Source organism: Bacillus cereus group sp. BfR-BA-01453 (assembly GCF_022662915.1).
Classification (GTDB): domain Bacteria; phylum Bacillota; class Bacilli; order Bacillales; family Bacillaceae_G; genus Bacillus_A; species Bacillus_A paranthracis.
The window spans coordinates 97,308-115,715 of the sequence record NZ_JAKUEN010000003.1; the positions used below are offsets into that span (position 1 = coordinate 97,308).

The following is an 18,408-nucleotide window of genomic DNA, read 5'->3' on the forward strand; positions in this document are numbered from 1 at the left end:
ATGAAGTATATGATTGGAATAGATGGCGGGGGAACGAAGACAGAAGCAATTGCATTTGATAAAGACGGAAATGAACTTGTAAGAGCTACTAGTGGATTTGGAAGCATATTAATAGATTTTGAAGAAGCTCTTGTGCATATTATGGAAGCGATTGATCATTGCCAGATAAGTGTAGTGAAAGAGCATTGTGTTTGTATTTGTTTAGGATTAGCAGGTATAAGCGGAGCAAATATAAATGAATTAACATTACGTCTAAAAAAGAAGTATGGAATACAAATTGAAGTTTTTAATGACGCAATGATAGCACATGCAGCCGCTTTAGAAGGAAAGGATGGAATTTTAACGATTGGTGGCACAGGTGCGATTTGTCTAGGGAGAAAAGGAGAAGTACATGAGTATAGCGGCGGATGGGGACATATTTTAGGAGATGAAGGAAGCGGATATTGGATTGCATTACAAGCTTTAAAGAGAATGGTAAATCAATTGGATCAAGGGGTTACACTTTGTCCATTAAGCTTAAGAATTCAAGATGAGTTTCAACTTTTGACATCGTCTCATATAAAAAGTCTAGTTTATAGATCTGCAAAAGATAAAGTTGCAGCAATCACACCATTAGTTATTCGGGAAGCTAGAAATGGGAATGATGCTGCACATGAAATTATGATGCAAGCTGGAAAGGAATTAGCAAGGATTACAATAGATGTTTATAACAAGATGCAGTTTGATTTATCAGCTTCCATTGCAGTAAGTGGCAGCATATTGCGTTTCGTTCCTGAAATATATGATGAATTTAAGAAATGCTGTGAGAAAAGCATAGGAAAAGTTACATTTATATCACAATCACAATCTGCAGTGAAAGGAACATATTATTTAATGAAAAATACATATTTTAAAAAATAGCTGTATGAGAATTTTTGTATGATTTGTAAATATATGATGTTAAAATGTATAAAGAGATGTGAATAGAAACGTACAATATACATTGTTCTTGAATATTGTATAAGTACTCCTACGTAGAAAGTGAATGATTACATGATTAATAGTATGCAATTTTTGTATTTGGTCGCTTCTTATTTATTTGGAAACATATTGACCGCTTATATAGTAACGAAATGGAGACATAACGTTGATATTCGTGATGAAGGAAGTGGTAATCCTGGTGCAAGAAACATGGGCCGTGTGTATGGAAAAGGGTATTTCGTCGCTACATTTTTAGGCGATGCGATCAAAGGGGCAATCGTTGTTTCTATGGCAAAATACCTTTTTGAAGATTCTACATTTGTAATGTTAGCTTTACTAGCTGTTATAATTGGACATATTTTTCCCATTTTATTTAAAGGTAAGGGCGGAAAAGGAATTTCAACATTTATTGGAGGATTAATCGCATTTGATTACTTGATAGCGCTTACTCTTATTGTTGTTTTCATTATATTTTATTTAATCTTTAAAGGATTTACTAAGCCAGGGTTAATTACAATCGCTTGTTTCCCAGTTTGCATAATTTTGTATTCTTACTCTATTGGTACGACTATTTTAAGTGCACTTATCATTGTACTTATTTTATATGTAAATCGCGAATGAACTGAATTTTTAATAAGTGGAGTTAATCTCCACTTATCATTTTTATTAAATGCATAAAGGAGTGAAGGCATGGGGTTAATTTATAAAGTTGCTGATCAAGATTGGGAATTTGACAGTATACATAAATTGAATTATAAAACATTTGTAGAAGAAATTCCGCAACATGAAGAAACGAAAGATCGTGTTCGTATAGATCGTTTTCATGAAGAAAATACATATTTAATTTGTTTAGATGACGATAAGTTAGTAGGTATGGTTGCATTGCGAGGAAAACGACCATTCTCATTAGACTATAAAATTTCAAACCTAGATTTTCATTTAGAAAAACATGGGGGTAATGTATATGAAATTCGTTTACTTTCAGTAGAACGTGAATATCGAAATGGAAGAGCATTGTTAGGTTTAATTCGCTTTTTACATCGTTATTTGCTTCTAAATGGATATGAATTGGCACTCATTTCTGCAACAACACGTGAACTACCTTTATATGAGCAAATGGGATTCAAATCTTTCCATTCGTTAGTTGGTACAGAAGCAGCAGCATTCCAGCCAATGTATGTTACCCCTGCTATGTTTGAAGCGTCGAGTGTTGGGGGAATTATGACGAAAGAGTATACGTTTTTACCCGGCCCAGTAGATATTGAAGAGAATGTTCGAAAGGCATTTTCTACTAAGCCTATTTCACATCGCTCTAAGTCATTTCAAGTGACGATGGAAAATGTGAAAAAACGTTTGCTACAAATGACAAAAGCAAAACGTGTGCAAATCATGTTAGGAACAGGGACGTTAGCAAATGATGCCATTGCTTTACAGTTACGTTCTTTAAAAGGAAAAGGACTCGTATTAACAAATGGGGAATTTGGTAATAGATTAGTTGGACATGCAACGCGCGCAGAGTTACATTTTGATACGTATAAAAAAGAAATGGGAGAACCGTTTATTTATACAGAATTAGAAAAAATAATGGGAACTGGAAATTATGAATGGCTTTGGTTTGTTCACCATGAAACATCAACTGGAATGTTAAATGATTTAGATGAGCTGAACACCTTTTGTAACAAGTACGAAATGAAACTTTGTGTAGATTGTATCAGTTCGATTGGAGCAATACCGATAGATCTAAAGGATGTATATTTTGCAAGCGGTGTTAGCGGAAAAGCAATGAAATCGTTTACTGGATTATCTTTCGTTTTTTATAATCACAATGTAAAAGTAAACGAGACATTACCAGCCTATATGGACATTGGTATGTACGAAGAAAATGAAAGTATTCCGTATTCTCATTCATGGAATTTAATTTATGCACTGCAAGAAGCGTTGAAGAGATTTGAAGATGAAACAGCATTTGTAAAAATTAAAGAGACATATGATTATATGGAAGAAGCTATTACTAGTATAGGGTTAAAACTTGTTTCACCTAAAGAATATGCCGCGCCAATTATACTTACGATTCAATTAAATGGAGGGCTTTCTTCTAAAGCGGTCGGTGATGCGTTAGCGTTACAAGGATATATTGTCCATTATGAATCAGCGTATTTACGAAAGAATAATTGGATCCAAATTGCATGCTTAAATCATTATAAAGAACGTGATATGAAGAGGATGTTAAATTGCTTGCAAATGTATGTATTACAGAGTGGGGTACATATATAAAGACTTTTTCATTTCGTATAAAGGAGCTGCGACTTACGAAAACTTAGGAAGAGAACATTGGAAGAGGTGTTAGTATGATAACTAAAAAACTACCATTGCATATAGATGATATTAAAAAAGCTCAAACTATTTTGGACAGAAATGTTCGTAAAACTCCATTAGTAAAATCATTTTATTTGACTAGTAAAACGGGTGGAGAAATTCACTTGAAATTAGAAAATATGCAATTAACAGGTTCGTTTAAATTCCGTGGTGCGTTTAATAAAATGTCACAGCTGACAGATCAAGAAAAAGAGAGAGGAGTAATTGCTTGTTCTGCTGGTAATCATGCGCAAGGAATTGCTTTATCTGCTCATTTACTCGGTATTAAAAGTAAAATTGTAATGCCGATTTCTGCCCCTCAAGCGAAAGTTGATGCAACGAGAGGATATGGATCTGAAGTGGTTTTACATGGTGAAACCTTTGATGATGCGAAGGCAAAATGTGAGGAGATTATTAGAGAAACGGGTGAAACATACTTACATCCATATGACGATGTAGAAGTAATGGCTGGTCAAGGTACAATAGGATTAGATATTCTTGATGATATGTGGGATGTTGATACGGTCATTGTACCAATTGGTGGAGGAGGAATTATTTCTGGAATTGCTGTTGCATTAAAATCTTTTAATCCGTCGATTCATATAATTGGTGTCCAAGCAGAAAATGTTCATGGGATGAAGGCATCTTATGACAAAGGTACAATTATAGAACATTATGAGGCACCTACGATAGCAGATGGTTGCGCAGTAAAAATACCAGGCAATTTAACTTTTGAAGTTGTAAAAGAATTAGTAGATGATATTGTAACAGTATCAGAAGGCGAATTAGAAGTAGCGATGAAAGACTTATTACAGCGTGGGAAAGCTGTTGTAGAAGGGGCGGGGGCATTAGCTACTGCTGCTCTACTTGCAGGGAAAGTGGATACATATATTAAGGGGAAAAAAGTAGTAGCGGTTATATCTGGTGGGAATGTAGACTTACAGCGCATATCGAGTGTTTGTGAACAATTTTTTGTGGCGAATGAAGTGAAATAGTATTTAAAAAACATAAATTTTATGGAAGAAGAGCTAAGGCAACTAATCTTAGCTCTTACTTTTTGTCTACTGTATAGTGAATTATCATATGTTAATCGTCTATTTTCAAAGATACCTCAAATAATTATATCAATATTGTCGAAACGGAAACATAAATTTAATATAATGGTTTTAGCGTATGAATGAGCTGTTAGGAGGATAGAACATGAACAAGGAAGAACAGGTCATGAATGGTTTCAGGGAATTATATAATAAGCTAGTTTGGCTTAATAAAGATAAGATGGAAGAAGGTCTTAAAGGTTTTAAGTCTTCTGAAGTACATTGCATTGAATATATTGAAAACAATGCAGATTCTAACGTGACACAACTTGCGGAGGCTTTTTATGTGACTCGCGGTGCAATAAGTAGAATGACTAAGAAGCTCATACAAAAAGGCCTTATTGAAAGCTATCAAAAGTCGGAAAATAAAAAAGAAATTTATTTTAGGCTTACTGAACAAGGGAAAGAAATTTATAAAATCCATGAAGACTTGCACAAAGAGTTTCAAGAGAGGGATAAAGTCGTATTTGAGCAAGTAACTGAAGAAGAATTCGACAGTATAATTAGCTTTGTGGAAAAATATAGTAAGCATTTGGATACGGAAATAAAGAAACAAGGTATACATATTAAATCGTAATACATTTTAATAATAAAATGGCAGCCTTACTTTAATGAGAATAGGCTGCTTTTTTATTAATGTATTTTTGTTGACGATTCAACAAAATAGAGTTATTGTTTTGTTGACAAAGCAACGAAATTTAAGGAGGAGAAGTTAAATGTCTATTTTAAAATCACAAAATGAAAGCGAAACTGAAAAAAACATTGATAAACATGCTTTAATATTCGGCCTTATTTCTGTATTTCTTTGTGGTATAGGTTTCAGTATCATCATGCCTGTAGTCCCATTCTTAGTACAGCCATATACAAGTAATCCGGAAGAACAAGCATTAGTTGTTACACTACTAACTTCTGTATATGCGGCCTGCGTGTTTTTAGCTGCTCCAGCACTCGGGGCTTTCAGCGATAAGTATGGCCGTCGTCCATTACTTTTAATATGCTTATTTGGTTCTGCAATTGGGTACTTAGTTTTTGGCATAGGAGGCGCTTTATGGGTATTATTTGCTGGACGCATAATAGAAGGTATAACAGGTGGGAGCATAAGTACTATCTTCGCATATTTTGCAGACATCATTCCGAAAGAGCAGCGAACGAAATACTTTGGATGGGTGAGTGCAGTTGTAGGTACGGGAACTATTATTGGACCAACTCTTGGGGGCTTACTTGCAAAGTTTGGTCATTCTGTACCTTTATACTTTGGAGCGTTCATAACTTTATTAAATGTTTTATATGGTATGAAATACATGCAAGAGAGCCTTGACAAAAATAACAGGTTAAAAGAGATTACTTTTGTAAGGTTAAATCCTTTTGCACAGCTAGCAAATATACTTTCCATGAAAAATCTAAAATGGTTACTTATCTCAGCGTTTTTACTTTGGATACCTAACGGATCTTTACAAGCAATTTTCACGCAATTTACAATGGATACTTTCAGTTGGAAACCTGCATTAATCGGACTTATGTTTTCAATTTTGGGCTTTCAAGACATTGTTTCACAAAGTTTTATAATGCCAAAGCTTTTAATCAAGCTTAGTGATAAACAAATAGCTATTCTTGGGATGGTTTCGGAGATTATAGGATACAGTTTTATTGCGGCATCAGCTTTGTTTTCACTCTATCCACTACTTATCGTTGGAATGCTAATGTTTGGTTTTGGGGATTCAATTTTTGGGCCTTCATTCAACGGGATGCTTTCAAAGTCTGTCAGTTCTAGTGAACAAGGAAGGATTCAAGGTGGAAGCCAATCTATTCAAGCGTTAGCAAGAATGATTGGTCCGATTATTGGAGGACAAATCTATGTATCACTTGGTCATGCCGCACCTGCTTTTATGGGTATGATTCTTATAGTAGCGGCAATGTCAGTTTTGTATAAGGGAATGCATGAAACTGTATAACAGATAGATATAAGAACAAATAAAAGGGAGTCAGAACTTAGGAACAAGTGCTGATTCCCGATTTGTTTACGGTTTGAGAGCTAAGGGAAATGCTTTTGTTTAGGAATTTATTCTGCTATGCTCTCATGGTGAAGGGTAATATTCAGTGAGGTGGAACTATTATTAATTACAGTTAGCTTTATTTGAAAGTAAAAAGGTAGGTAAATGACTAGATAATTTCATTATGCTTGTGCTGAAGTAAATAATGACTCCATCTTTACTTTGCTCTTTTCTCGAATTTCAGCATCTGCGTGTCTCATAACGTATTTATGCGCTACAGCGATTGCTAAAACATCATCTAATAAGCCAATCCCAATAATAGCAGCTATATCTGGAATGAAATCGATTGTTAATATGTAATAAGATAAAGCGGCTAATATTATGAATTTCGCCTTAGTAGGTAATTCTTTCTTTTTCATTGTGTAGAATAAAATAATACTTTCATATACGCTAGATTTACCGAGGTTTACAGAGCTTTTTTTGAACTTTTTCCAAATTGTCTGTTTCTCCATATAAACACTCCTTTTACAAAAACATAGATTTTTTAAAAGGATGGACAAAGAAGTGAGAGATTAATCAATTTTATTGTTTTTCTTAATTATATATTTCCATAAAAATAGGGGATTATCTGTTCAAAATAATATAATGTGGATTATGCAACGATTCATAGTGTTCCGTTACATAGTATATATATTGTAAAATGTATGTGGATGATTTAGTTATTATTATGCATTTTATAAGCGGTATGGGGGAAGCAAAATGAAAATAATAGAACTACCAATTGAATTCGAATTTAACGGGCAAACACAATGTGTTTATCCAAGTTTAATTATATTACATAATGAATTAACGTTAGTCGATACAGGATATCCAAGTTTTTTACCTTTAATTGAAAATGCAATATTAAAACATGGGTATGAGATGAAAAACTTAAAGAATATAATTATTACCCATTATGATGCTGATCATCTAGGGGCTTTATATGATTTCAAAGTGAAATATCCTCACATTAATATTATTGCTAGTGAAATTGAATCTAACTATATTAGTGGTGATATAAAATCAGAGAGGTTGGCTCAAGCTGAAAAAATGTTAAAACGTATGCCAAATGAAGAAAAAGAATTTGGTAAATGGTTTATACAACAGTTAAAAAATATAAAACATATTTCCGTCGATGAAAAAGTACATGATGATCAAATGATTTTGAATAATGAATGTCAAATAGTAGCAACCCCAGGACATACTTCGGGACATATTTCATTATATTTTCCGAATTTAGATTGTGTAATTACGGGAGATGCGGCTGTTCATGAGAATCGTGAGTTAGTAATAGCTAATCCGAATTTTTGTTTAGATATAGAAAAAGCGAAACAGTCTTTAAATAGGATTAAAAGTTTTAAAGCAGCACAGTATTATTGCTATCATGGAGGAAGATTTTCTCTATAAAACAATTAAAAAACGATTTTCCGTAAAATTTAAATATATATGTATAAGAGACCTATATATTTAAATAAAGGTTATAGGAGAAGATGAGTTTATTATTTTAAACTAATAAAAAATAAGAGAGGCGTTATTATAGTCTCTCTTTTTATTTTTGAAAGAATAAATATGGTTCTTTGGGGGGAAATAAGTTAACAATAAACTTAAAGGAGTTGTTTTAAATGAGTATTTTAGGATGGGCTAAAGTTTTAGAAACGATAAAAATGCTAAATGACTTAAATAAGTTATCCTATTTTAGTTTAGAAAAATATTGCGAGGAGAATAATCTGACCTATCATAAAATTATTAGTTTTATGGAAATCGCTAATGATATCATTGATGATAATTCTCCTTTAGTAGAAGCGTTAAAACAGGATAAAGAAGAATTAAGCAAGCTGAAAAAAATAAAAGGGAAAACAACGGTTGGTAATCTGGAAATTTTGGCAATCGATTAAAAAATTTTACCCAGTTGTAAAAAAAGAGAGATGGAATGGAACGTGTTAATATATTGTTAAAATTTTTTATTACTGCTTTTGGTGGCTATTGCGAGTACTTTTTAGGAGAGTGGGATACGACATTAAAAGTTCTCGTTATTATAGTAGCCATCGACTATATTGCAGGTGTATTCGCAGCGGGATACAGCGGGAAATTAAAAAGTAAAGTTGGTTTTAAAGGAATTGATTGCCAAAAAGGTGGTGCTTTTTCTTTTTGTCACAGCCGCTACTCTAGCTGATGCAATCATGAGAACAAATAGTACAATTCGTAAAGCGACAATCAATTATTTAGTTTTTTCAGGTATATGCTTCCAAAATTCACTAATCCAGTATTTGGTATATTATGTGTTAGACGGTCTTTCTAAATCTTTTTTTACATTATTTGCAAAAAAATCCCTATTTCAAGAGAGAATACTTGTGATTTTATTGAATCTATAATTTCTTTATCTTGTATAACTATGATTAACTTGCCCATATTAAAATGCCACTCTGGCAGGTCGTTATTAAAAGCATAAATATAATATCTTTGGTTCACATATTCTCTATACTCTATTTTTATACAAACATATTTTTCTAAAAAGGAATCTTTATCGAGTAAAAGTTCCATTCCATTATTAAAATACTCATCTATCACCTAACACCGCCACTAGCATTATGGAAATGTTTCGTAAACATTATACAAGAGAATGAATGAAAAAAGAGGCGTCCTGTGGGGCATTTTTTTGTTTAAATCCTGTTTGTAAAATACCATATGTGAAACTCATAAAATTTTTAATTTTTTATGGGACAAACTCCATAATCAATTCTTTTGAGAAAGAATATTATGTATTGAATATAAAATTTATTAGAAAAGGATTTGATGAGAAGTTGCCAAAACCACCAAAACCACCAAAACCACCAGGTGGAGGTAATACTAACAATTGTAATAGCTTGTGCAATGCAATAGCGAGTAATTTAAAATTAGCGAGTGATTTGAATGCAGCTGGTTTCAACGTGAGTGTACATTTGGAATATGATGAAACTCCAAACAATGCAATAACAATTACGGTTACAAGCGTTAATCTTCAAAATTGTACAATTCAAGGTACAAGAGAAGGAACTGGAGAGAACAAAATGATAACTTGTGCTTTTGCGTTTGCGAATTATATCGATATGCAAATAAATTAGTCCTTGAAACGATAATCAAAATAAAAAACCGACTCTATGAGTCGGCTTTATTTGTTTTCTACAACAGAATGTTGCCATTATTGTTTGGCTGTAGTAGGGATGGTATTAGATGAAAAGTTATCAAAATTAAATTTATTTATTGTTTTACGATTGTAATTAATCTTCATGACATTTTTATTTTTCTTATTTCCGTATGTATCTTCAAGCTCAAAATCCCTCAAGAATACAACCTCACTAATATTTTTTTCCTTCGCGATGTCTTTCAGTATAGCGGTGGTATCTTTCCACATACTTTTTTTATTATGAATAGTTGAAAGAGGTCGATTCATTAGCATTGGCTAATGCGTAATTCAATTTGCAAACTGCGTATAAGAATTTTTGTAGTGGTAAAGTAGAAAATCTTATACAACGAATCGAGTGGATGGAATATTATGTTGTTTTATAGTTATATCAAATTAACAAAATGGAAACATTAATAAAATCCGAGAAAAAGCAAAAAGAATTTGTTCATCTAGTACACGACGAATATAAAAAAAGAAGATAAGAAATTTTTTATTTTTCATATTTGGCGAAACAAATGGTACAATGAAAGCTAATGTGAAAAATAAGGAAAAGAAGTGGTCTATTTGAAAAACTTTTTAGAATTAGGAATTAGTGAAACGTTTAATCATACATTACGTGAAAATGGAATTACAGAAGCAACCCCAATTCAAGAGCAGGCAATTCCTGTTATACTGTCAGGTAAAGATATTATTGGGCAGGCGAAAACAGGAACGGGTAAAACGTTAGCATTTGTGTTACCAATTTTAGAAAAAATCGATCCAGAATGTAGCGATGTTCAGGCTTTAATTGTTGCACCAACAAGGGAACTAGCGCTGCAAATTACAACTGAAATTAAAAAAATGCTTGTTCAAAGAGAAGATATTAATGTATTAGCGATTTATGGTGGACAAGATGTAGCACAGCAATTGAGAAAATTAAAAGGAAATACACATATAGTTGTTGCGACACCAGGACGATTATTAGATCATATACGACGTGAAACAATTGATTTAAGTAATCTGTCAACGATTGTATTAGATGAAGCGGATCAAATGCTTTATTTCGGTTTCTTATATGATATTGAAGATATATTAGATGAGACACCTGGTAGTAAACAAACGATGTTATTCTCAGCAACTATGCCAAAAGATATTAAAAAATTGGCGAAACGTTATATGGATGAGCCGCAAATGATTCAAGTACAAAGTGAAGAAGTAACGGTAAATACAATTGAGCAGCGTGTCATTGAGACGACAGATCGTGCAAAGCCAGATGCACTTCGTTTTGTTATGGATCGTGATCAGCCATTTTTAGCAGTTATTTTCTGTCGTACAAAGGTTAGAGCAAGTAAATTGTATGATAATTTAAAAGGACTAGGTTATAATTGTGCTGAACTTCATGGTGATATACCTCAAGCGAAACGTGAAAGAGTTATGAAGAGTTTCCGCGAAGCTAAAATTCAGTACTTAATCGCAACGGATGTAGCAGCTCGTGGACTTGATGTAGATGGTGTAACGCACGTATTTAACTATGATATCCCTGAAGATGTAGAGAGTTACATTCACCGCATTGGCCGAACAGGACGCGCAGGTGGATCAGGTCTTGCAATTACGTTTGTTGCAGCGAAAGATGAAAAACATTTAGAAGAAATTGAAAAAACGCTTGGTGCACCAATACAAAGAGAAATAATCGAACAACCGAAGATAAAACGTGTAGATGAAAATGGAAAACCGGTACCAAAGCCGGCTCCGAAGAAATCAGGCGAGTATCGTCAAAGAGATAGCCGTGAAGGTTCAAGAAGTGGTTCTAAAGGTCGCACAAGAAACGATTCAAGAAATAGTTCAAGAAATGAAAACAACCGATCATTTAATAAGCCAAGTAATAAAAAAGGTAGTACAAAGCAAGGGCAGCAAAGACGTGGCCGTTAAATATTTATAATTGTAAAGAGTCGCAAAATATTGTGGCTCTTTTTTTGTTTGTATAGAACAAGGATGATGGCAAGAAAAAAACAAAAATTTCATTCACCGTATTTAAAACTTATAAGGGGAATTTTATAGTCCAAAACCAGTAGAACAAGGGTACTACAACCATGTCGTAATTCAAGAACAAGTGCAACTTACGTATGGACAATATTTAATCGGAAAAAATCGAGAGCAAGCAATTCGTACTAGCTCCTCTGATGATGATACGAATTATGAAAAAATCAATTGGTATAACGATATGAAAACATCTTTTGCAAACAAAGAATTGGCCGATTTGGTAAAAGAAATTTGTAACTTTGTTAGTTTTGTTCGATGGGAACTCGAGATGCACAACTGCCATCCTTATTGGGAAATTGCTTACTACGACGATGAAGATAATGCAGTGTGAAGTTAACAAAAGGGATAGGATAGTATGCGAAATAAGAAAAAAGGACTAGCAGTCGTACCTGCCGTCCTTTAATAGGAGAAAAAGTAATCTTGTTTAGAACTACGCATAAACAGAAAATCTGCTTGTAATTAGTTTTGCCATAAATATACGTGTCTATACAAAAAAAGGGATAAGTAAAAAATACTTATCCCCGGAAGGGAACTCCCAAGCACCAAAATGGCTCGTATTGGTCTGCAGGTTCAAAAGTAGTATATGTAAAACAAAAAATCTCATACAAAAAGCAGACAACGATTTTGGTTGTCTGCCAGTGAGTTCAATGAGTTAGCTAATTGTAATAAATTGCATCCCCATTACGAGAAGAGTGAAGCTGCTAGTTCAAACAGCTTGTTGGTATTATTTTCGATTTCTTAAAAAATATACAGAGAAAGCAGATAAGTGAAGAACCTACCTGCTTCTGCTGTAACAAAAGAAAGAAGTATTAGCCGTGGACACGGCGGCTTGAAAATAGTATGTATTTTTATTTAAAAAATATTCAAGGGGTGAAGAAACATGTTTAATAAATGGTGTTGTGAGATTAATCAGCTAATTAGTAAAACAAAGAGAAAAACAATGAGCAAATATAACAATAAAAAGGTAAATGTTTAAAAGAGTGATGAGTATAAAGTGATACAAAATAGTTATATTAAAGCTTGATTTTCATAAAAAATAAAGCACACATATAAGTGTGCTTTTATGAACGCTTTAGATTTGTGTGACTACATAGTCACCATACAATAAAATATGCTTGTTTAATATAAATGTGTGTTAAATCTATAACATATATTTTGGAATGTATAAGGAATATTAAATGTTGAATGTTAATTAGTTAAGCATATTGTTTTTATTAACGAATTTGTGCAACTGTTAAAGCGGCAGAACGAATATCTACTGTACCAATTACTTCAACGGGTACAATTTGAATTAAATCACCAGGGTTTAAGTTTATTAGAATGACACCGCTGGATACATCTACTTCACCAGTGCCAATAATATTAGAACGGACTGCGGTTCCAGATCCTGCAATAATATTAGTTGATGAGTTTAGTGTTAAGAAAAAGCGCGCTGCTTCCGGGGCTACTGGAACATTATCGAGGCTGATTGTTAATGTATAACTGATTTGATAAATACCAGCTACTTGAATTCTAATACCAGTTCCTGTACTAATTGTATCATTGATTACAGGGACAGTAATGTTTGGATTTGGGCCTGTACTAGGTAGTAGTAGTGGCGTAAATAGTGTTGCAAATTGAGGTGAAGTAGCATTAAAAGCAAAGCCGAGAGCTGGTAGTGTACTGGGGGCTTGTGCTCTACAATTAAAGTTTGTGAGCTTACGACTAGATGATCGCATATTTTCACTCCTTTCTTTCATTTATATTGCGTGAGTGATAACCACACGTTTTGGACAAGCACAATATAATATATGAAAATTTATAGTGAATAGTGCAGAGGTGTACTGTTATGGATAAAACTAACTGCCTCTAGTACAAAAGAAACACTACGCTTACAGAAATAGTTTGTAACCTAAAGTTGAAAAAATAGTATGAATAGAGTTGAAAATGTTATTTAGAAATGAAAGAAAACCAAATAAAAAAGAGCACGCATATAAGCATACTCTTTGACAAGAAAAGTAGATTTTTATGAGTGGATTCCTCCATAGAATAATATATGCTTGTCCGATTAAAAGGTGAAAAGGCTTAATCAAATCATTATTTTAAAATTAAAGAGCACCTAAGGGAACGCTCTTCGATCACAACAATATTAAAAAATATTTGATAATATATGTAATCTTTTAAGCTTTGGGATTAATTAAAATTTTTTCGAATTGCTTTTGGATGTTAGTACATGCTGTTCTATTTTTTCGTAAAGATATAAGTAGTTGTTTAATCAATGTAATTTGTGGTGTTAACCAATACGAAAACCTTTTTTCCTAAAATGAAAGGTGATGATAAGAAGCGTGAGATACGTTTTAAACAAATTGAACGGACGTTAAGAAATAAAAATTTATAAAGGAAATTGGAAGTAGGATGTTGTATATGTATAAAATAGGAAACTTTTTACTAATTAAACATATAATTAAAATAGACCGACAGTCGGTCTGGTTGGAAGGAGAACGTGAATGCGAATAATTAAGGAGTATGAGGAGCGTAGAAAAGAAATTTTAGAAACGGCTGAACGATTATTTCTTACGAAAGGTTATACGAAAACAACAGTGAATGACATTTTAAAAGAGATAGGAATAGCAAAGGGGACGTTTTATCACTATTTTAAATCGAAAGAAGAAGTAATGGATGAGATTATTATGAGGATTATTAAAGAAGATGTTGCTAAAGCGAAAGTAATCGTTTCTAATCCAAATATACCAGTATTAGAAAAGTTATTTCGAGTTTTAATGGAGCAATCGCCAAAATCAGGGGATGTAAAAGATAAAATGATTGAGCAATTTCATCAACCAAATAATGCAGAAATGCATCAAAAAAGTTTAGTACAATCTATTATTCATTTATCTCCTGTATTAACAGAAATTTTAGAACAAGGAATTGAAGAAGGGATATTTTCGACTTCATATCCACAAGAAACGATTGAACTATTACTATCATCAGCGCAAGTCATATTTGATGATGGGTTATTCCAATGGAAGCCGGAAGAAATGATGAGGAGAGTGAAAGCTTATATTAAAATGATGGAAGTATCTGTTGGAGCGAAAGAAGGATCCTTTAATTATATGCTGGAGGTTTTAATGAAACAGAAATAATATTTTTTCTGTTTGTTTATTATAGACCGACAGTCGGTCTAAATTAAAGGAAGGGTGTGATTATGATATCTATTAGTATAAAACCTTCGATGAAAGATTTTTATTTAATGGTGAGTGGGCAAATTATTACTATTTTGGGTTCAACACTTTTACGTTTTGCTCTGTCATTATATGTGCTAGATTTAACAGGGCGTGCTGATATATTCGCAGGATTATATGCGATAACGAGTATTCCGTTTTTGCTAGCTCCTCTTGGCGGAGCGATAGCAGATCGTTTCAATCGTCGTAAATTAATGGTTATTTTTGATTTTATAAATACTGCGATTGTATTAAGCTTTATAGTTTTGTTATTTACTGGATCTGTATCTATTCTATTGATTGGAACAATTATGTTTTTACTAGCAATCGTTAATGCAATGTACGCACCAGTTGTAATGGCAAGTATTCCGCAATTAGTTCCAGAGAAAAAATTAGAACAAGCGAACGGTATCGTAAATGGTGTGCAAGCATTATCTAATATAGTTGCCCCTGTATTAGGAGGAATATTGTACGGCATAATTGGTTTGAAAATGCTCTTGATAATAAGTTGTCTTGCTTTCTTTTTATCTGCGATTTTAGAAATGTTTATTACAATACCTTTTATAAAGAGAGTGCAAGAAAGCCATATCATACCGACAATTGTAAAGGATATGAAAGAAGGGTTTATATATGTTTTAAAACAACCATTTATTTTGAAATCTATGCTTTTAGCCGCATTACTAAATTTAATACTGACGCCGCTATTTGTTGTTGGTGCTCCAATTATTATACGAGTAACAATGGAAAGTAGCCACACGTTATATGGAATTGGAATGGGATTGATCGATTTTGCTACTATTATAGGTGCATTATCAATAGGTTTTTTTGCGAAAAAGCTACAGATGCAAACATTGTATTATTGGATGATTTTAATAGCTTTATCAGTAATACCGATGGCACTATCAGTTACACCATTTATTCTTAATTTAGGACACTATCCACCATTTATCCTCTTTATACTTTCTTCTATTTTAATTGCAATGATCATGACAATTGTATCCATCTATGTGATTACTGTAGTTCAAAAGAAAACACCAAATGAGAACTTAGGAAAAGTAATGGCAATTATAACAGCGGTATCCCAATGCATGGCACCGATTGGGCAAGTCGTTTATGGTTTTATGTTTGAAGAATTCAGTATGAAAATTTATTTACCTATATTAGTTATTAGTTTCATAATGTTATTAATAGCAGTTGTAACGAAGAAAATACTATCCAATGAAGGGAACTAGCTTTATATGATTAGGAGAATGTTAAAAAGAGATTTCTCTCAAAATAAAATGATAATTACTATTTTATTTATGTTTATCATGTTATCAAGTCTTTTAATGGCTAGTGCTTCAAGTAATGTTATAAATCTATTGAACTCAATGGATCAATTGGTTAAAGTATCAAACGCACCGCACTTCGTACAAATGCATGCCGGAGAAGTAAATCAAAAGTCAATTGATTCCTTTGTAGAAAAAAATCCGTTTGTAAAAAAACAGCAAACGGCTGAGATGGTTCAAATAAATGGATCTAACATTTTTATTAAAAAGAAAAATCAAGCAGAACATAATAGTGTAATGGACATTAGTTTCGTTAAACAAAATAGTAAGTTTGATTTTTTATTAAATTTAAATAATGAAGTGGTTGATGTTAGGAAAGGGGAAATAGGTGTACCCATTTATTATATGCAAAAATATAATTTGCGTATGGGAGATAAAATATGGGTTATTAAAGATAATAATGAACTAGAATTTACGATTTCAGCATTTGTTCGTGATGTTCAAATGAACCCATCAATCGTTAGTTCAAAACGATTTGTAATAAGCAATAAAGATTTTGAAAGAATAAAAAGAAATTTTGGAGAAAGCGAATATCTTATTGAATTCCAGCTAACAGACGAAAATAAAATAAATGAATTTGAAAATCTATATAAGTCATCGAACTTACCACAAAAAGGTCCCTCTATTACGTATTCACTATTTAAAACACTCAATTCATTAACAGATGGAATAATAGCTGCAGTACTTATCATAATAAGTGCATTATTAATGTTAATTGCAATGTTATGTATTAGATTTACGATTATTACTTCGATGGAAGAAGATTATCGGGAAATTGGTGTTATGAAAGCTATCGGCATTACAAGTAAAGATATTCAAAAACTATATGTAACAAAATATGTTGTTATTTCAGCTGGTGGGTGTATATGTGGATATATACTTTCACTATTTGTTACAAAGATATTCACTTCGAATATCACTCTTTATATGGGAGCGGCAGATAAAAGTATTTTACACAATGTTGTGCCATTCATAATTACAACACTATTATTTTTAGTCGTTATCTTGTTCTGTCGTATCATTTTACGGAAATTTAGGGGAATTACAGCAATAGATGCTTTACGATCAAGAGATAAACTAGGGAAAAGAAAAATTAGAAACTTTTTTTCACTCAATCAATCTAAATTTAAAAATATAAATATATTTATTGGTATACAAGATGTTATAAAAAGATTTAAGTTATATCGCGTATTAAGTATCGTATTAATAATAGCTGTGTTTATGATTGTTGTACCTGTTAACTTTTTGCATACGATTCAGTCACCGAAGTTTGTAAATTATATGGGGACAGGAAAAAGTGATATTCGAATAGATTTACAGCAAACTGAAAATATAGAGAAACGTTTTAAGGGTGTTATTTCATATGTAAAAAATGATAAAGAAGTAGAAAAATATGCAACATTTGTTACGAGTACATTTAAAATGGTAAACGCTGATGGTACACATGAAAACTTACATGTAGAAATGGGAGACTTCACTACATTTCCATTAGACTATATCAAAGGTAGGGCACCAAAAAATGAAAATGAAATTGCTCTTTCTTATATGAACGCAAATGAATTAAAAAAGAATGTAGGGGATCATATCGTTTTATTTGTTGATGGGAAAGAGAAAACACTAACGATTAGTGGTATGTATCAAGATGTAACAAATGGCGGGAAAACAGCTAAAGCGAGCTTTTCTTATAATAACGAAAACATATTATGGTATGTAGTAAATGTAGATTTAAAGTCTAATGTTGATTTGCAAGAAAAAGTGAAGGAGTATAAACAAAAATTTAGTTCTGCAAAAATAACAGATACGGATGATTATTTAACGCAAACTTTAGGAGAAACAATTAAACAATTAAGACTCGTGACTCAAGTGGCTATTTTGATTGCGATATTGATATCAGTTTTAATTACTGCAATGTTTTTTAAAATGTTATTAGCAAAAGATTCTTCGCAAATTTTAATTATGAAAAATATTGGTTTTTCTAGTAAAGATATTCGTATACAGTATATAACACGTTCTATCGTCATTGTATTATTAGGCATTGTGATAGGGACATGTATAGCTGCTACGTTTGGTGAAATGTTAGTAAGTTGGTTAGGGTCTTTTATGGGAGCTGCTCATATAAAGTTTGTCGTGAATCCTATCGTTTCTTATGTAATATGTCCAGCTATATTATGTATATGTGTGACTGCAACAACGCTTTTCAGTAGTTTTACTATGAAGCAAACAAACGATGTAAAGCCAAATGGGGAGTAGGGGTGTATC

The 18,408-nt window shown here is 32.4% G+C and carries 17 protein-coding genes and 1 pseudogene; 15 read left to right on the forward strand and 3 right to left on the reverse strand.

Annotation, left to right across the window (positions count from 1 at the left end; all coding sequences use genetic code 11):
* The 6 genes from MR070_RS07885 to MR070_RS07910 all read left to right on the forward strand — a co-directional run bounded on the left by MR070_RS07885 (position 1) and on the right by MR070_RS07910 (position 6,361).
* Positions 1-900, forward strand: coding sequence for a BadF/BadG/BcrA/BcrD ATPase family protein (locus tag MR070_RS07885; protein WP_242260998.1), 900 nt, complete (start codon positions 1-3; stop codon positions 898-900).
* Positions 901-1,032: 132 nt separating this feature from the next.
* Positions 1,033-1,581, forward strand: coding sequence for a glycerol-3-phosphate 1-O-acyltransferase PlsY (gene plsY, locus MR070_RS07890; RefSeq protein WP_042515140.1), 549 nt, complete (start codon positions 1,033-1,035; stop codon positions 1,579-1,581).
* A gap of 69 nt (positions 1,582-1,650) precedes the next feature.
* A complete protein-coding gene (locus MR070_RS07895) occupies positions 1,651-3,234 on the forward strand; it encodes an aminotransferase class V-fold PLP-dependent enzyme (protein WP_000523030.1) in 1,584 nt (527 codons plus the stop codon).
* A gap of 74 nt (positions 3,235-3,308) precedes the next feature.
* Positions 3,309-4,310 (forward strand): bifunctional threonine ammonia-lyase/L-serine ammonia-lyase TdcB, encoded by a 1,002-nt coding sequence (gene tdcB / locus MR070_RS07900; RefSeq protein ID WP_000628917.1) that lies wholly within the window; start codon positions 3,309-3,311, stop codon positions 4,308-4,310.
* Between the two features lie 205 nt (positions 4,311-4,515).
* Entirely contained in the window at positions 4,516-4,986 is a 471-nt protein-coding gene (locus MR070_RS07905) for a MarR family transcriptional regulator (RefSeq protein WP_001030899.1), read from the forward strand.
* Positions 4,987-5,125: 139 nt separating this feature from the next.
* Positions 5,126-6,361: an MFS transporter gene (locus MR070_RS07910; protein WP_000025585.1), complete on the forward strand. Its 1,236-nt coding sequence runs from the start codon at positions 5,126-5,128 to the stop codon at positions 6,359-6,361.
* A 221-nt stretch (positions 6,362-6,582) separates the two neighbouring features.
* On the opposite strand, the gene MR070_RS07915 is transcribed toward MR070_RS07910, so the two are convergent.
* Entirely contained in the window at positions 6,583-6,912 is a 330-nt protein-coding gene (locus MR070_RS07915; protein ID WP_242260999.1) for a YkvA family protein, read from the reverse strand.
* 247 nt (positions 6,913-7,159) lie between these two features.
* Here MR070_RS07915 and MR070_RS07920 point away from each other — a divergent pair, with 247 nt between their 5' ends.
* The 3 genes and pseudogenes from MR070_RS07920 to MR070_RS07930 form a co-directional block, all read left to right on the forward strand.
* Complete coding sequence (locus tag MR070_RS07920; RefSeq protein ID WP_242261000.1) at positions 7,160-7,846, forward strand: MBL fold metallo-hydrolase; 687 nt, start codon at positions 7,160-7,162, stop codon at positions 7,844-7,846.
* A 215-nt stretch (positions 7,847-8,061) separates the two neighbouring features.
* Complete coding sequence (locus MR070_RS07925; RefSeq protein ID WP_242261001.1) at positions 8,062-8,334, forward strand: hypothetical protein; 273 nt, start codon at positions 8,062-8,064, stop codon at positions 8,332-8,334.
* Between the two features lie 35 nt (positions 8,335-8,369).
* Positions 8,370-8,667, forward strand: a pseudogene (locus MR070_RS07930) (phage holin family protein); the annotation flags it as partial.
* A 79-nt stretch (positions 8,668-8,746) separates the two neighbouring features.
* Here the strand turns inward: MR070_RS07930 and MR070_RS07935 are convergent.
* On the reverse strand, positions 8,747-9,007 hold the full coding sequence (locus tag MR070_RS07935) for a hypothetical protein (protein ID WP_242261181.1): 261 nt from the start codon (positions 9,005-9,007) through the stop codon (positions 8,747-8,749).
* Positions 9,008-9,063: 56 nt separating this feature from the next.
* On the opposite strand from MR070_RS07935, the gene MR070_RS07940 reads away from it, so the two are divergent.
* From MR070_RS07940 to MR070_RS07950, 3 genes are all read left to right on the forward strand, one after another.
* Positions 9,064-9,540: a hypothetical protein gene (locus tag MR070_RS07940; RefSeq protein WP_065212738.1), complete on the forward strand. Its 477-nt coding sequence runs from the start codon at positions 9,064-9,066 to the stop codon at positions 9,538-9,540.
* A 617-nt stretch (positions 9,541-10,157) separates the two neighbouring features.
* Positions 10,158-11,510 carry a DEAD/DEAH box helicase gene (locus MR070_RS07945; RefSeq protein ID WP_242261002.1) on the forward strand — a complete coding sequence of 451 codons (1,353 nt, stop codon included), beginning with the start codon at positions 10,158-10,160 and terminating at the stop codon, positions 11,508-11,510.
* A 181-nt stretch (positions 11,511-11,691) separates the two neighbouring features.
* Positions 11,692-11,952: a hypothetical protein gene (locus MR070_RS07950; protein WP_070806023.1), complete on the forward strand. Its 261-nt coding sequence runs from the start codon at positions 11,692-11,694 to the stop codon at positions 11,950-11,952.
* 883 nt (positions 11,953-12,835) lie between these two features.
* Here the strand turns inward: MR070_RS07950 and exsF are convergent.
* Positions 12,836-13,339 (reverse strand): exosporium protein ExsF, encoded by a 504-nt coding sequence (gene exsF, locus MR070_RS07955; RefSeq protein WP_001257912.1) that lies wholly within the window; start codon positions 13,337-13,339, stop codon positions 12,836-12,838.
* A gap of 768 nt (positions 13,340-14,107) precedes the next feature.
* Here exsF and MR070_RS07960 point away from each other — a divergent pair.
* The 3 genes from MR070_RS07960 (at position 14,108) to MR070_RS07970 (ending at position 18,399) form a co-directional block, all read left to right on the forward strand.
* Positions 14,108-14,743, forward strand: coding sequence for a TetR/AcrR family transcriptional regulator (locus tag MR070_RS07960; protein ID WP_001220171.1), 636 nt, complete (start codon positions 14,108-14,110; stop codon positions 14,741-14,743).
* A 62-nt stretch (positions 14,744-14,805) separates the two neighbouring features.
* Positions 14,806-16,053, forward strand: coding sequence for an MFS transporter (locus MR070_RS07965; protein ID WP_138321999.1), 1,248 nt, complete (start codon positions 14,806-14,808; stop codon positions 16,051-16,053).
* Positions 16,054-16,059: 6 nt separating this feature from the next.
* Positions 16,060-18,399 (forward strand): ABC transporter permease, encoded by a 2,340-nt coding sequence (locus MR070_RS07970; RefSeq protein WP_044791808.1) that lies wholly within the window; start codon positions 16,060-16,062, stop codon positions 18,397-18,399.
* Positions 18,400-18,408: the final 9 nt, after the last annotated feature.

Bases quoted from the DNA above. Each gene is read 5' to 3' on its own strand.
- exsF (WP_001257912.1), bottom strand. From the start codon at position 13,339: ATGCGATCATCTAGTCGTAAGCTCACAAACTTTAATTGTAGAGCACAA.
- MR070_RS07965 (WP_138321999.1), top strand. From the start codon at position 14,806: ATGATATCTATTAGTATAAAACCTTCGATGAAAGATTTTTATTTAATG.
- MR070_RS07970 (WP_044791808.1), top strand. From the start codon at position 16,060: ATGATTAGGAGAATGTTAAAAAGAGATTTCTCTCAAAATAAAATGATA.
- MR070_RS07925 (WP_242261001.1), top strand. From the start codon at position 8,062: ATGAGTATTTTAGGATGGGCTAAAGTTTTAGAAACGATAAAAATGCTA.
- MR070_RS07905 (WP_001030899.1), top strand. From the start codon at position 4,516: ATGAACAAGGAAGAACAGGTCATGAATGGTTTCAGGGAATTATATAAT.
- MR070_RS07915 (WP_242260999.1), bottom strand. From the start codon at position 6,912: ATGGAGAAACAGACAATTTGGAAAAAGTTCAAAAAAAGCTCTGTAAAC.
- tdcB (WP_000628917.1), top strand. From the start codon at position 3,309: ATGATAACTAAAAAACTACCATTGCATATAGATGATATTAAAAAAGCT.
- plsY (WP_042515140.1), top strand. From the start codon at position 1,033: ATGATTAATAGTATGCAATTTTTGTATTTGGTCGCTTCTTATTTATTT.
- MR070_RS07960 (WP_001220171.1), top strand. From the start codon at position 14,108: ATGCGAATAATTAAGGAGTATGAGGAGCGTAGAAAAGAAATTTTAGAA.
- MR070_RS07885 (WP_242260998.1), top strand. From the start codon at position 1: ATGAAGTATATGATTGGAATAGATGGCGGGGGAACGAAGACAGAAGCA.
- MR070_RS07910 (WP_000025585.1), top strand. From the start codon at position 5,126: ATGTCTATTTTAAAATCACAAAATGAAAGCGAAACTGAAAAAAACATT.
- MR070_RS07940 (WP_065212738.1), top strand. From the start codon at position 9,064: ATGAAAAAAGAGGCGTCCTGTGGGGCATTTTTTTGTTTAAATCCTGTT.
- MR070_RS07920 (WP_242261000.1), top strand. From the start codon at position 7,160: ATGAAAATAATAGAACTACCAATTGAATTCGAATTTAACGGGCAAACA.
- MR070_RS07895 (WP_000523030.1), top strand. From the start codon at position 1,651: ATGGGGTTAATTTATAAAGTTGCTGATCAAGATTGGGAATTTGACAGT.